Source organism: Metabacillus mesotrionivorans (assembly GCF_052171315.1).
GTDB lineage: Bacteria > Bacillota > Bacilli > Bacillales > Bacillaceae > Bacillus_P.
The window spans coordinates 245,231-258,644 of the sequence record NZ_JBQMFF010000003.1; the positions used below are offsets into that span (position 1 = coordinate 245,231).

Annotated in this window: 12 protein-coding genes and 4 riboswitches; of the genes, 2 read left to right on the plus strand and 10 right to left on the minus strand. The window is 44.5% G+C overall.

Annotation, left to right across the window (positions count from 1 at the left end; genetic code table 11):
- Window positions 1-40 precede the first annotated feature (40 nt).
- Window positions 41-183, minus strand: a riboswitch (cyclic di-AMP (ydaO/yuaA leader).
- 116 nt (window positions 184-299) lie between these two features.
- A complete protein-coding gene (locus tag ACTSEZ_RS11175; RefSeq protein WP_369734286.1) occupies window positions 300-1,034 on the plus strand; it encodes an alpha/beta fold hydrolase in 735 nt (244 codons plus the stop codon).
- 67 nt (window positions 1,035-1,101) lie between these two features.
- Here the strand turns inward: ACTSEZ_RS11175 and ACTSEZ_RS11180 are convergent, their stop codons facing one another.
- Both ACTSEZ_RS11180 and ACTSEZ_RS11185 read right to left on the minus strand, forming a co-directional pair.
- Complete coding sequence (locus tag ACTSEZ_RS11180; protein ID WP_369734287.1) at window positions 1,102-2,895, minus strand: M3 family oligoendopeptidase; 1,794 nt, start codon at window positions 2,893-2,895, stop codon at window positions 1,102-1,104.
- Between the two features lie 132 nt (window positions 2,896-3,027).
- On the minus strand, window positions 3,028-3,204 hold the full coding sequence (locus ACTSEZ_RS11185) for a twin-arginine translocase TatA/TatE family subunit (RefSeq protein ID WP_369734486.1): 177 nt from the start codon (window positions 3,202-3,204) through the stop codon (window positions 3,028-3,030).
- Between the two features lie 208 nt (window positions 3,205-3,412).
- Window positions 3,413-3,590: riboswitch (Lysine riboswitch) on the plus strand.
- A 118-nt stretch (window positions 3,591-3,708) separates the two neighbouring features.
- Between ACTSEZ_RS11185 and ACTSEZ_RS11190 the strand changes: the two genes are divergently transcribed.
- A complete protein-coding gene (locus ACTSEZ_RS11190) occupies window positions 3,709-5,121 on the plus strand; it encodes an amino acid permease (RefSeq protein WP_369734288.1) in 1,413 nt (470 codons plus the stop codon).
- 32 nt (window positions 5,122-5,153) lie between these two features.
- On the opposite strand, the gene ACTSEZ_RS11195 is transcribed toward ACTSEZ_RS11190, so the two are convergent.
- From ACTSEZ_RS11195 to ACTSEZ_RS11230, 8 genes are all read right to left on the minus strand, one after another.
- Window positions 5,154-5,570 carry a CBS domain-containing protein gene (locus ACTSEZ_RS11195; protein ID WP_369734289.1) on the minus strand — a complete coding sequence of 139 codons (417 nt, stop codon included), beginning with the start codon at window positions 5,568-5,570 and terminating at the stop codon, window positions 5,154-5,156.
- A 16-nt stretch (window positions 5,571-5,586) separates the two neighbouring features.
- The gene (kdpDN, locus tag ACTSEZ_RS11200; RefSeq protein WP_369734290.1) at window positions 5,587-6,738 is read right to left on the minus strand and encodes a KdpD-like non-kinase potassium sensor; all 1,152 of its coding nucleotides are present in this window, start codon (window positions 6,736-6,738) and stop codon (window positions 5,587-5,589) included.
- Window positions 6,739-6,825: 87 nt separating this feature from the next.
- Window positions 6,826-7,410, minus strand: coding sequence for a potassium-transporting ATPase subunit KdpC (kdpC, locus tag ACTSEZ_RS11205; protein WP_369734291.1), 585 nt, complete (start codon window positions 7,408-7,410; stop codon window positions 6,826-6,828).
- A gap of 20 nt (window positions 7,411-7,430) precedes the next feature.
- The gene (gene kdpB, locus ACTSEZ_RS11210) at window positions 7,431-9,554 is read right to left on the minus strand and encodes a potassium-transporting ATPase subunit KdpB (protein ID WP_369734292.1); all 2,124 of its coding nucleotides are present in this window, start codon (window positions 9,552-9,554) and stop codon (window positions 7,431-7,433) included.
- Between the two features lie 19 nt (window positions 9,555-9,573).
- Window positions 9,574-11,250: a potassium-transporting ATPase subunit KdpA gene (gene kdpA, locus ACTSEZ_RS11215; protein ID WP_369734293.1), complete on the minus strand. Its 1,677-nt coding sequence runs from the start codon at window positions 11,248-11,250 to the stop codon at window positions 9,574-9,576.
- A gap of 18 nt (window positions 11,251-11,268) precedes the next feature.
- Window positions 11,269-11,346, minus strand: a complete 78-nt coding sequence (locus ACTSEZ_RS11220; RefSeq protein ID WP_369734487.1) for a potassium-transporting ATPase subunit F — start codon at window positions 11,344-11,346, stop codon at window positions 11,269-11,271.
- A 125-nt stretch (window positions 11,347-11,471) separates the two neighbouring features.
- Window positions 11,472-11,855, minus strand: a complete 384-nt coding sequence (locus tag ACTSEZ_RS11225) for a hypothetical protein (RefSeq protein WP_369734294.1) — start codon at window positions 11,853-11,855, stop codon at window positions 11,472-11,474.
- Between the two features lie 147 nt (window positions 11,856-12,002).
- Window positions 12,003-12,154: riboswitch (cyclic di-AMP (ydaO/yuaA leader) on the minus strand.
- A gap of 61 nt (window positions 12,155-12,215) precedes the next feature.
- Window positions 12,216-12,605 carry a hypothetical protein gene (locus ACTSEZ_RS11230; protein WP_369734295.1) on the minus strand — a complete coding sequence of 130 codons (390 nt, stop codon included), beginning with the start codon at window positions 12,603-12,605 and terminating at the stop codon, window positions 12,216-12,218.
- 368 nt (window positions 12,606-12,973) lie between these two features.
- Window positions 12,974-13,110: riboswitch (cyclic di-AMP (ydaO/yuaA leader) on the minus strand.
- Window positions 13,111-13,414 lie beyond the last annotated feature (304 nt).

Consider the following 13,414-nt stretch of genomic DNA (forward strand, 5'->3'; position numbering starts at 1 on the left):
GGTTTGCATTCGTCAATTTGTATAATTATGACTTTTCACAGTTGAGTCTCTCCAGCGCAAGCGAGGTTAGCTGTCGGATTCGGACGAAGAGCTGTCCTACCTCATACTACAAGGATTCACCCCCAGTGCATGTGCACTTATTCGGGTCCCCCGCTCCTGTTAAGGATTAAGCGTATATTTATTAAGTTATACTACTATTCTAAATAATAGTTTGTATTTTGGCAAACATCAAAATTTGCCTTTAGTTGGATTAAAGCATAAAATTTAGCAGAAATCGCGATAAAATAAGGAGTTTTCCCATGAAAAGATGGATTAAAAATTTTTTTCTGATAGCCGTGGCAGCTCTTGTTCTTGCCTTTGCAGGGTTTTACATATGGTCACAGCAGACATATAAACCCACTTATGACCTTTATAACTCAACCAGCATTCAGAAAAAAAACACTGCCGATGGCTATTTGCTCTTTGAGCCAGTGAATCAAAAGACAAAAACGGGCATCATTTTTTATCCAGGAGCAAAGGTCGAGCCTGAGGCTTACGCCTATCTTGCCGAACAGCTTGCTCAGCGGGGCTATACAGCGGCGATTGTTAAAATGCCTTTTAACCTGGCGATTGCAGGCATCAATAAAGCCGGCAATGTGATTAAGGATCATCCGGAGATTACAAAATGGTATCTTGGAGGGCATTCACTTGGAGGAGCTTCAGCATCCATATATGCCTATGATCACCAGGATACAGTAAAAGGATTGTTCCTAATGGCTGCCTACCCGACAGATTCCAGTGATTTTTCCGGAACGGATTTTCCGATTCTGACAATCTATGCTGATAGAGACGGACTGGCCACCCTCGATGATATCCGGGAGAAAAAACATCTGCTTTCAGATGACACGTTCTTTTACCGGATAAAAGGAGGAAATCATGCGCAGTTTGGGATTTACGGGAATCAAAAAGGCGATAACGAAGCAGACATCAACGTGTATATTCAGCAGGATCTCATCGTCAGTAAAATTGACCGGTGGATCTTAATGAATCAGTAGTTTTCAGAGTGAAACTGACAAAAAAGCTGCACCCGCGCGAAAAGCTCATGGGTGCAGCTTCTTCTCATTATTTTGTTGCCTCAAGAAACTCCTCTGCATCCTGAACAATAAGAGCCACTGCGTCTTTCCAGAAATCTTCTTTTGTCAGATCAGCGCCAAGATGCTTCATTGCAAGATCTTCAACCTGCATCGAGCCTGTATCTTTAAGTAAGGCAATGTACTTCTGTTCAAAAGCAGCTCCTTCCTCAAGCGCTTTTGCATAGATTCCAAGCGAGAACAAGTAACCGAATGTATACGGGAAGTTATAGAATGGTACACCCGTAATATGGAAGTGCAGCTTTGATGCCCAGAAGTGAGGGTGATACTCGCCTAATGAATCACAATATGCTTCTTTTTGCGCGGCTTCCATCAGCTCGCTGATTCTCTCCGCACTCACCATTCCTTTTTTGCGCTCTTCATAGAACGCATTTTCAAAAATAAAACGGCCATGTATATTCATCAGAAGCGCCACACTGCGCTGAACTTTATCTTCAAGCAGGGCAAGACGCTCTTCTTCTGTTTTTGCTTTTTTTACAGAAGCATCCGCCACAATCATCTCGGCAAATGTCGAGGCCGTTTCCGCCACATTCATCGCATAGCTGCGGTTAAGCGGATGAACGCCTGCCATTGCATGCTGGTGAAACGCATGACCAAGCTCATGGGCAAGAGTCGCAATGTTTGAAGGGGTGCCTGAGAACGTCATAAAAATGCGTGACTGATCGCTTTCCGGAAAGCTTGTGCAAAATCCGCCCGGTGCCTTTCCCTGTCTGTCTTCAGCTTCAATCCAGCGGTCTTCAAAGGCTTTTTTCGTAAAAGAGGTGAGCTCTTCCCCGAAATTTGAGAACTGATCAAGAATAAACTCTGCGCCTTCCTGGTAGGAAACCTTCGACTCTTTGCCGCCGATCGGCGCATCAAGATCATACCAGCTGAGTTTCTCAACCCCAAGAAGCTCTGCTTTTCTTTTTAAATACTTTACTAGAGACTGTTTGTTTTCAGAAATGACCTTCCACATGACATCGAGCGTCTCCCGCTTCATTCGGTTGATTTCAAGCGGCTCGCTGAGCACGTCGTTCCAGCCCCGCTTTTCGTAGACATTCAGCCTGAAGCCTGCAAGATGGTTCAGCGTCTGGGCAAATAAATCAGCTTTGCCCCCCCATGCTTTTTCCCACTCTTCAAATACAGCCTTGCGGACTTCACGATCTGCACTTGAGAATTTATTGGCCGCCTGACCAACTGAAAGTTCCTTGACTTCTCCATCTTCGCTGAATGGAATTTTCACCGTTGAGACGAGTGTGTCATAAAACTGTCCCCACGCATGATATCCGTCAACTGATAGAGCATTAATCAGCGTTTCCTGCTCCATCGGCAGTTTATTCTTCGCTTTGTTTCTGAGTTCAGTGAGCACATAGCTGAGGTCAGCCAGACTTTCCGTCTGAATAAGCTCTTCCCAGACTCCGTCCTCCACTTTTACCAGCTTTTGATCAAGGCTTGCGAGTGCATTCTGAAAGTGAGAGCTGAGCTGCGTTACTTTTCCTCTCAGCACAGCTGCGTATTTGTCCTCTGTATCCTGAGCCTGCAGGCAGCCGACATAAGCACCTGCCTGTCTAATTCTTTTAGCAATTCCCTGGAATGAGTCAAGGATTTGATCAAGGTAAACGTAATCCTCTTTTGAGCTTGGCACATCCAGCTGATCTGCCTCGTCCTTAAATAATGGAACATCCTTTTCAAGCTCTTCTAAGTGACGCTTAAAACCTTCAGACTTGCTGCCTCCTTTAAAAAATACATCCAAATCCCACGTTTCTGCATATGTAGCGGCTTTCATCAATCTACCCCCTGTTAAGTATTTCGCTTCACTAAATAAACTGACAGGTCTATTATATAACACCCGTTTGAATTTTTGTATAATTCTTACTCTTTTTGAAATCAAAAAAAACAACCCGCAGGCTGTTCTTAGTTACTTCACCGATTTATCTGATTTCACGTCATCGTCATCCATTAAGCCTTTTGTTGCATTTTTAAATTCTCTCAGTGTTTTACCTGCAGCTTTGCCCAGCTCCGGAAGCTTTTTCGGTCCGAATAGCAGAAGTGCCACAAACACTATTAACATGATTTCGCCGAATCCCAAGTTCATCATGTACCCTTCTTCCATGTATTATTTCATAAAAAAAGAAAACGTTATCTTTGTAAATTATAGTAGATTTTCCCTCATAATGCAAAGTGAAGTTTTTCACGGCACGCATTTGTAACTATTGGAAATACACGATTTTTGTTGACATTTGCTATATGTTCCTGCTAAATTAGCTCTATCAAAATAACATAAAAAAATCCTCACGTCATCTCAGTGAGGTAGAGGTTGCGCGATAGGAAGAGTAGCATGCATGAAGCCGGTGGGGCTGATGAGAGCATGTTGAAAGGCCTTCGCGCCGAAGTGTAAAACAGCCACACTGTTATACGCTGGGACGGCATCGAACAGGTGCCGGACTGCCGCAGATTGCTCTGCGGAGTGCTATCAGGAGATGATGGTGAGTTTTTGCGTATTTGGCGCACGGACTTTTCCGTGCGTCTTTTTGTTTGTTTCGATTAAAAATGACACAGACTGTTGATAAGGTATGTGTTCTCTAGGAGGTTTCATGGTTTGAAACAGAAAAAATGGGGTTTTTGGCTGTTAACAGCCTTTGTTGTAGGAAATATGGTCGGCTCAGGTATATTCATGCTGCCGAGCACACTTGCACAGACAGCAAGTCCACTGGGTGTAACAAGCGCCTGGCTTGTGACTGGATTCGGCGTCCTGATGATCGCACTTGTTTTTGGCAATCTTTCCATCCGCAGACCGGACCTGACCGCAGGTCCTCAAAGCTATGCCAAGGCGCTTTTTGATTCGCCCAAGAAAGGAAACGTAGCAGGCTTCAGCATGGTTTGGGGATACTGGGTCGCAAACTGGATCAGCAATGTTGCCATTATCACAAGCTTTGCCGGATATTTGTCCTCTTTTTTCCCAATTATGTCTGACAAATCGGTTCTCTTTACGATCGGCTCACAGGACGTTCAGCTTGGAAGAGCAATAACGTTTGCTGTCTGCACAATTCTGCTTTGGGGAACTCATACAATTCTTATCACAAACATGACAGGTGCAGGGAAGCTTAATTTTGTCGCCACAGCTTCTAAGGTGATCGGGTTTATGCTGTTTATTATTGCGGGATTATTCGCACTTGAATCTGCCGCGTTCGGCGAATTCTATTTCCCAGTTGAAACAGACAGCGGCAATACACTGGGACTGACCAGTCAAATTCAGTTTGCTGCCATCTCAACTTTGTGGGCGTTTGTCGGCATCGAATCTGCCGTCATTTTATCAGGACGCGCATCCTCACAAAGAGATGTGAAAAGAGCTACAATTACCGGTTTAATCATTGCGGTTTTCATCTATATGGTTATCACTCTTATTACGATGTCTGTTCTTCCGCATGATCAGCTGCAGGCGTCCGACAAGCCATTCGTCGATGTTCTTTCCGTTATTTTGGGAGATGCAGGAGCGAATGCGATGGCTCTGCTCGCCGTTGTTTCACTTTTCGGTTCCACAATCGGCTGGATTCTGCTTTCATCGGAAGTGCCGTATCAGGCTGCAAAATCAGGGATCTTCCCGGCATTCTTTGCAAAGACCAATAAAAAAGGCAGTCCTAAAAATGCCCTGCTGATTACAAATCTGATGTCGCAGATTTTCATTTTCTCAACGATTTCAGGAACCATCAGCGAAGCTTATACGTTCCTGACAACGTCAGCTACACTTGCTTATCTTTTCCCGTACCTTGTATCCTCCATCTTCTTCCTGAAGCTGATTGCTAAAGGAGAAACGTATGATCTGGTAAAGGGTTCACGTGTAAGAGACGGGATCATCGCGTCCATAGCCTGTATCTATTCTGTCTGGGTTATCGTTACAGGAACAGCGGATCTCAAAACGTTTGCTTTAGGCGTTGGCCTTTTCCTTGCAGGTTTTGTCATCTATCCATTCCTTAAAAAGTATATGAAAAAAGAAGAATCTGCTTCTGCTTAACCAAAAGGGCTGCACCCATTAGTGCAGCCCTTTTAAATTACTGCCGGAGCAAACATCTGGCTTGCACAATACTCGATGATTTCTCTCCTTCTTATGATTCCGATAAAGATTCCTTTGTCATCTGTCACAGGCACAAAATTCTGTTCCATGGCCCTGGAAATGATATGCTCCATTTCAGCCTGAATGGAAATGGGTTCGTTTTTGCGGTGAAAAGGAATTTCCGTCAGCCTGATATTTTCTGTGTTGTGAAAATTCAGGTTTGGGGTGTTTTTCAGCTTCCAGAGCAGATCTCCCTCTGTCAGCGTCGTGACATATTTGCCTTCATGATCAAGCAGCGGAACCGCCGAATATCGGTGGTATTCCATCTTTTCAAGCGCCTGCCGCATCGTTGACTGGATAGGCAAATAGACAACATCCTTTTTAGGGATCAGGAAAAAAGCAATATTCATTTCTTAAAAGTCCTCTCTATATTTTTCCATCTGAAACGATATGAATATCAATGTTTTCTGTTTTTCGCATAATGGTATTTACAATAGACCCTTTTCGGATTTCTTCCCATCGTGTTCTTGCTGACTGTCCAAGCAGAATCTGTGTCACATGGTATTTATTTGCTGCCTCAATAATAATCTCAGCGGGCTTCCGGTTTCTCTCGTGCTCAAGCAAAAAGACGGCATTAAATTGAGAGGAGAGCAGCTGCCACCGTTCTATTTTTTCTCTCATCTCCTGAGTAAATGATTCTTTCGGATATTTTGCAGCATGCAGAACATACAGCTGTGCACGAAGGCGGTTCGCCATCCTCCAGCCTCTTCTGATCAGTTTTTCGGCAGTAGGACCGTACCCGACGCAAACAAGTATTTTTTCATGCACACCAATAGGTCCGTATGAAAGATTTCCGCTGATCTGCTCCATTTTTTCATCAACATCATCCGCCACTTCTCTAAGAGCGAGCTCCCTTAAAGCGGATAAATTCGGAACGGTAAAGAAATGGGAGAGGCTTTGTTCGATTTTATCTGAGCCGTAAATTTTCCCTTCTGACATCCTTTTTCTGAGCGTTTCAGGAGTCACATCAATCAGCTGGATTTCACTTGCTCTTTGAACAAACAAATCAGGTACCCTTTCGCGCACAGCCACTCTCGTTATCTGCTGGACAATATCGTGGACACTTTCCAGATGCTGAATATTGACGGCCGACATGACATTGATTCCTGCTTCCAGAATCTCCTCAACATCCATATATCGTTTAAGATTTTTAGACCCTGGAATATTTGTATGGGCAAGCTCATCGATAATGACAACAGCCGGTTTCCTTTCAATTATGGCTTCTGTATTCAGTTCTCTGAATATGCTTCCTTTATACGTCATTTCTTTAAGGGGAATGACTTCAAGGTCTTTTATTAAATCTTCGGTTTCTCTTCTTCCGTGGCATTCAATCAGGCCAATGACTGCATCAATGCCTTCAAGCTTTAAGTCGTGGGCATCCTGGAGCATTTTATAGGACTTCCCAACCCCGGGGGCTGCTCCTACATAAAGCTTCAGCTTACCCCTGTTCATTTCTGCTATTTCATCAAGCAGCTCCTGAGGGGTTTTCCGTCTGAAATATGGATGGTTTTCGGTCATATTTTCACCTCCTCAATAAAAAACAGCTCAGTCAGCCCTTCACAAGAATCCAGCCTCAGCGAAATTGGCAGCTGAGGCGGGTCTAATTTATTGTTTCTTCATGTTTTTCAAATCCAGATTCAATTTAAGAACATTCACTCTTTCTTCCCCAAACTGTCCAAGTTCTTTTCCCTGCACATGTTTTTCAATCAGCTTTTCAAGTTTAGCTTTTTTAATTCCCGTTGCTTCTGAGACGCGGCTGACCTGAACGTAGGCTGCTTTTGGACTTATGTGCGGATCAAGTCCTGAACCTGAATTTGTCAGCAGATCATTCGGCACATCGCTTATAGGTGTTTCAGGATTATTTTTTTCCCACTCTTTTATCGATTCCTTCGCACGGTTCAGCATATCTTCATTTGATGGTGCGTAGTTGTTCGATCCTGATCCTGCACCGTTGTATTCTATACTTGAGACTCTTCCGTGGAAATAGCCTGCTTCTGTAAAGGACTGTCCGATCAGCTCAGAACCTATTACCTTATCATTCTCATCGTAAATTAAACTCCCATCTGCCTTGTCCGGAGCAGCGGCCTGGGCAATGACTGTTACTGCAGCCGGATATACCAGTCCGCAGAATACCATTAACACCAGGCTCATTCTAATAATCGGTCCTATGATTGATTGTTTTTCTTCCACTTTATGAACCTCTTTTCTTCTTATATAAATAGGGCAAGACAAAGATCAATGAATTTGATGCCGATAAACGGAACAAGGACTCCTCCCAAACCGTATACAAGCAGATTTTTTCTGAGAAGGGCATTTGAACTCATCGGCTTGTAGCTGACTCCTTTCATTGCGAGAGGAATCAGAATCGGAATGATGATCGCGTTAAAAATCAAGGCTGACAGGATGGCTGAAATTGGCGAGTCAAGCCTCATCACATTCAGCATGCTCATTTCCGGAATGGCGAGCATAAACATGGCCGGTATAATCGCAAAGTACTTGGCAATATCGTTTGCGATACTGAACGTTGTCAGGGCACCGCGGGTCATCAGCAGCTGTTTTCCAATTGATACTACTTCAATGATTTTCGTAGGATTGGAATCCAGATCCACCATATTCGCAGCTTCCTTGGCAGCTGCAGTCCCGCTGTTCATGGCAAGACCCACATCCGCCTGGGCAAGAGCAGGGGCATCATTGGTGCCGTCTCCCGTCATCGCAACGAGCTTGCCCTGTGCCTGCTCATATTTAATGACTTCAATTTTGTCCTCAGGTTTGCACTCTGCGATAAATTCATCCACACCCGCTTCCTTTGCTATTGTGGCAGCTGTGAGCGGATTATCTCCTGTACACATGACGGTTTTGATTCCCATGCTGCGGAGCTTGTCAAAACGCTCCTTCATTCCAGGCTTAACGGTATCTTTCAAGTAGATTAATCCGAATATCTGATCATTCATCGCTACAGCAAGAGGTGTACCGCCTGCTTTGGATATATCGTCCGTTTTCTTGTCCAGATCAGCCGGAATGGTGCCTCCGCGTGAGAGAACCCATTTTTTCACGGCATCCACCGCACCTTTTCTTACAACTGATCCGTCAGGCAAATCCATTCCGCTCATTCGGGTCTCCGCTTTAAATTCAATGAACGTTCCTCCATCTGCAAGATCCGTTCTGTATGAAAGCTGTTTATTCTTCAGCAGCTCAAGAACCGATCTTCCTTCAGGTGTTTCATCCTCCAGCGAACTGACGGCCGTCCATTGCGCCAAATCCTGCATCGGGGCATTGCCCACAGGAATAAACTCGCTTGCCATTCGGTTTCCGAATGTAATAGTACCTGTTTTGTCCAGAATGATTGTATTAATGTCTCCAGCAGCTTCTACGGCTTTTCCCGACATGGCAATGACATTGAACTGTGTTACCCGGTCCATCCCGGCAATTCCGATGGCAGAGAGCAATCCCCCGATTGTCGTAGGAATCAGACAGACAAGCAAGGCAATCAGAACCGGTATTTCAAGACGAAACCCGAGGTAATCCGTATAAAAAGGAAGAGTCACAACGACAATCATGAAAATAAGAGTGAGGCTTGTTAAAACCGTATTCAACGCTATTTCATTCGGTGTTTTCTGGCGCTGTGCCCCCTCAACAAGAGCAATCATTTTATCAAGAAAAGATTCACCTGGATCACTTGTAATTCTCACCTTGATCTGATCGCTGACCACCTTTGTTCCGCCTGTTACAGAGTTAAAATCCCCTCCCGCTTCCTTAATGACCGGAGCGGATTCACCCGTAATCGCGGATTCATCAACAGACGCAAGACCGGAAATAATTTCACCGTCACCAGGAATAAATTCACCCTGGGACACAATGACCACATCCCCCTTGCGAAGCGATGCAGAGTCAACTTTTTCAATATTCCCGTTTTGTTTCACTCTGTTTGCCGTCATTTCTTTCTTTGAATTTTTCAGCGAATTCGCCTGTGCCATTCCCCTGCCTTCAGCGAGGGCTTCAGCAAAGTTTGCAAACAATACGGTAAATAACAGAATAAGCGAGACGGTTAAATTAAACGCCGTGCTGACTTCCGCAGGTCCGAAAGCAGCCGGTGCAAAAGTAAGCAGCAGAGTTAAGAAAAAACCGATTTCTACTATAAACATGATTGGATTTTTGACCATGATCCGGGGATCAAGTTTCAGAAAGGAAGCCTTTACCGCATTGACGATCAGCCCTTGACCTGATTTCGTCCGGTTTACAGGCTTATGCCCTTCAGGTTCTGTCTGTCCGGCAGCTTCTTTTTGATCATATCTTTCATCAGCAGCCTTCACTGCTGTTGCTAGTGTCTTACTCATTTTGGATCCTCCAATTGAATTATAAAGTTAACAGCTCTGCCACTGGTCCAAGAACCAATACCGGAAAGAAGGTTAATGCTCCGACAATGAATACCGCTCCGACAAAAATGGTTCCAAACAGGCTTGTGTCGGTACGGAATGTGCCAATTGTTTCCGGTACAAGCTTTTTAGCCGCTAAAGATGCTCCTACGGCAAGCATGGCAATAATTCCAAAGTATCTTCCGATAAACATGACAATACCTGTTGAGATGTTCCAAAACGGAGTGGCATCTCCCAGACCTTCAAAGCCTGAACCGTTATTGGCTGCAGAAGACGTGTATTCATAAAGCACTTGGGAAAGCCCGTGGAACCCCGGATTTGAAATACCGTCAGATCCAAGCGGCGTATAAAGCGCCAGGGCTGTTGATCCAAGTATCAAAAACGGATGAATCAGCAGAGTGACCGCAATCAGCTTCATTTCTTTTCCTTCAATTTTTTTGCCAAGGAATTCCGGCGTGCGCCCAACCATAAGGCCTGATAAGAAAACAGCAATAATAGCGTACATCATAATGTTCATGAATCCGGCACCTGCACCGCCGAACACGGTATTCAGAAGCATATTCGACAAGGCCAGCATTCCGGTAATGGGAGAAAGTGTATCATGCATGGTATTGACAGCCCCTGTTTCAGAAGCAGTCGTGACAATCGCATAGAGAGTGGATTGAACGGTACCAAACCGCACCTCTTTCCCTTCCATGCTTCCTGAAGCCTGCTCAAGACCTGCTTCTGCCAGTCTCGGATTTCCCTGAAATTCGGATAGAAGGGCTGTTCCAAGAAACACTGCAAAAATCATTGCCATAGCCGCAAATAAAATTCGTCCCTGTTTTTTATTGCCTACCATTTTTCCATACGTATATGGAAGGGCTGTCGGGATGAGAAGCATTAAAAGCATTTGCAGCACATTGCTCACTGCGTTTGGATTTTCAAACGGATGGGCTGAGTTGACTCCAAAAAATCCTCCGCCGTTATTTCCCGCTTCTTTAATGGATAAGAGAGAAGCAACAGGTCCCCTTGCGATTGTCTGCTCTGCTCCTTCAACTGTGCTGGCCGTGACACTGGCATCAAGCGTTTGAGGAACGCCAAGAAAGACAAATATCAGACCGGCTGCAAAGGCAAGCGGCAGAAAAACCCTTGTGATCGCACGAATTAAATCAACAAAGAAATTTCCAAGCGGATTACCCGATAATCCTCTAATAAGTGCAATCGCAGCTGCAAAAGCGGTTGCAGGTGCCGTAAACATCATAAACGTGATGGCAATCATCTGTGAGAAATAGGACAGACCGCTCTCCCCGCTGTAGTGCTGAAGGTTCGTATTCGTCATAAAGCTGATGGCCGTATTAAAAGCAAGCGTTGGATCCATTCCGGCAATACCGCTTGGATTCAAAGGAAGCGAACCCTGAAAGCGAAACACCAGATAAACGATGAAAATCATAAAGATGTTTGAAAGCAACAGAGCTATAGCATACTGCCTGAAACCTTGATTCTTCTGTTTAATGCCGCTCAGTTTATAAATGGCTTTCTCAAAAGGTCCAAAAATGGAATCAAGCCTTGTTGTTTCATAAGAAAATGCCTGTGCAATATATAGTCCAGCCGGCTTGGCAAGCAGCACAGCAAGCCCCAATGTCAGGATAATTGAAAGAATGGATAGTACACTCAAAGTCTTTTCCTCCGCAAGTTAAAATTTTTCCGGGTTAACAAGTGCATAAAGCAAATAAAGCGTTATGGCGGCAATTCCGCCAAGCAAAACAATCATCACTTTTCTTCCCTTCCTTCGTTCACAATCTTTTCAGACCAGCTGATCAGTCCGGCCATCAGCAGCGCAAGAGCTGCAAAAGACACCGCCATGGTGATGTCAAGCATAGTAAAATCCCCCCGTTCTTACTGAATCAAAAATTTCACGCTATCTGCTTTTGAATACATGACATGCTGGGCACCGAGCAGTTCATAGAGCCTGGCCGGGTAATTCGCCTTTTTAGTAATTACTGTAATCGGCGCTCTGACGCTTGCTTTGAGTATTTCCATCAGCCTGCAGGTCTCGGCTATTTTGTCCTCGAGAAGAAGCACTCTTGAGACAGGCTCGTTTATGAGCAGATACTGGGCATTTTGCCTGATAAAATAAATGGTTTTAAACCCTTTGGATCTTAAATGACTTTCTACACTGTAATCTCCCGTAATAAAGGACAGCGACGAGTTCTCAGGGAGAATCTCATCCAGGCACCCAAGCCTCGTATAGCTCGGTATGCAAATCAGCATTGCTTCCATGACCTTCCCCGCCTTTTCGCTCCATCTTTTCTCCGCCAGACAGACGGACAGTCACTTAATTCACGATTTATCCAGTAAAAAACCGCGGAAGAGGGTTCTTCCGCGGTTTCAGGCATCACTTAAAAAGCATGCCGCACCTGCAGTTTCGATTTCCCTCATCGCGCTTTCGGGGTTAGCTGTCGGATTCGGGCTATGAGAGCTGCCCTGCCACCTTATTCAGATGGATTCACCCCAAGCGGCAATTTGCCGCAAAAGATTGGATCCCCCGATTTCATTGTGAAATTAAGCGATTAAGTATTCAGTTCTGGTTTGATATCTCTTTTAGAGATCCACCTCCTTAATTGATTTTTGCTGTCTGCTTTAGACTTGATTCAATTCTCCGAGCCAATAGGAGCATGATGCCGGCTTGCTGAAAATGACATATCTGGCGCCTAATTTTTTGTAAAGATCATAATGCCTGCTGTCATCTGTCATCACAACAATCCTCATCGTTCCCAGATCAGAGAAAAAAGCCGTCAGTTCAAATCCTTCGTTGATTGAATCCGAAATAATATAGACAGATTGATAGCCGTCAAATCTCTTTTCAAGTTCAAGCAGATTATCCAGTCTTGTATTCCCGCCCTTTGAGTTTGTCAGCTCAAACGCATACTGTTCATAAGACATCACATCTGCGTGTTTGCGGTGAACGTTGATCTCCTCTATAACAGAAACGAATAAATCCCCCTTGCCTATAACCAGTGTCTGATTCATCGTTATCCCCCGAATCGTTCCATGATTGACAGTGCATTTTGTTCTCCTGCTGCATGAACCCTTTCAGGATCAATCAGCCATAGAACAAAAAAAGAGACCAATGCTTACTCTTCCCCCAACCCAGTGCATATGTAATCAAATCAGCAGGCAGCTGCCCGGCATGATTCATTCTCATATGGCTGTTTTGGAGAAAAAGTACTCATTGGTCTACTTAACGCCCAGCAAGCCGCAGCCCTCTTTGCGTTCCGTCTTCCGTTTTTCCTTTTTCAAACGAATTGCTGAATCAAAAAGACCTTCTACAGTCCCCAGGCCTCTTCTCTGCCTAAAAAAAGGCAGTAAAAAAAAGACTCCTGTTAAGGCGGTCTTTGGACCTCCTTCGCTTTAGCCGACGAAGTTAGCTGACGGGTAGGATGGCGAAAGATCTCATCCTTTCTGCAAAAGCAGAATTAACCCCAAAAAATTGGTTCCTCCGTTCCCGTGTCACGGGACTAGGCCGATATGCAATTCGTGATTACGAGATTATCTTACTCCTGCGATAAAACTGTGTAAACAAGGAAATACACTAAAAAACAAGGACTTTAGTGACCTTTAGTCTATTATTCTCTCTCTTACTCTTATTTCCTCACGTTTTTAAAAAATCTCACTTCTCTCTCCCACTTGTATCAGCCTGTCAACTGTACACTCTGTTTCCTGTCATTTACAGAATGCTATTGACAGGGTCATGGCGGGTAAGTAAGATAAACTCGTCTAATGATGCAAAGCTCAAGGGGGATCTTGCCATCTTCTAAAATCCTCTTGAACGGCATCCG

Bases quoted from the DNA above. Each gene is read 5' to 3' on its own strand.
- ACTSEZ_RS11175 (WP_369734286.1), top strand. From the start codon at position 300: ATGAAAAGATGGATTAAAAATTTTTTTCTGATAGCCGTGGCAGCTCTT.
- ACTSEZ_RS11195 (WP_369734289.1), bottom strand. From the start codon at position 5,570: ATGAATATTGCTTTTTTCCTGATCCCTAAAAAGGATGTTGTCTATTTG.
- kdpB (WP_369734292.1), bottom strand. From the start codon at position 9,554: ATGAGTAAGACACTAGCAACAGCAGTGAAGGCTGCTGATGAAAGATAT.
- ACTSEZ_RS11230 (WP_369734295.1), bottom strand. From the start codon at position 12,605: ATGAATCAGACACTGGTTATAGGCAAGGGGGATTTATTCGTTTCTGTT.
- ACTSEZ_RS11220 (WP_369734487.1), bottom strand. From the start codon at position 11,346: ATGATTGTTTTGCTTGGCGGAATTGCCGCCATAACGCTTTATTTGCTT.
- ACTSEZ_RS11180 (WP_369734287.1), bottom strand. From the start codon at position 2,895: ATGAAAGCCGCTACATATGCAGAAACGTGGGATTTGGATGTATTTTTT.
- ACTSEZ_RS11185 (WP_369734486.1), bottom strand. From the start codon at position 3,204: ATGAACTTGGGATTCGGCGAAATCATGTTAATAGTGTTTGTGGCACTT.
- ACTSEZ_RS11225 (WP_369734294.1), bottom strand. From the start codon at position 11,855: ATGGAAGCAATGCTGATTTGCATACCGAGCTATACGAGGCTTGGGTGC.
- kdpDN (WP_369734290.1), bottom strand. From the start codon at position 6,738: ATGACCGAAAACCATCCATATTTCAGACGGAAAACCCCTCAGGAGCTG.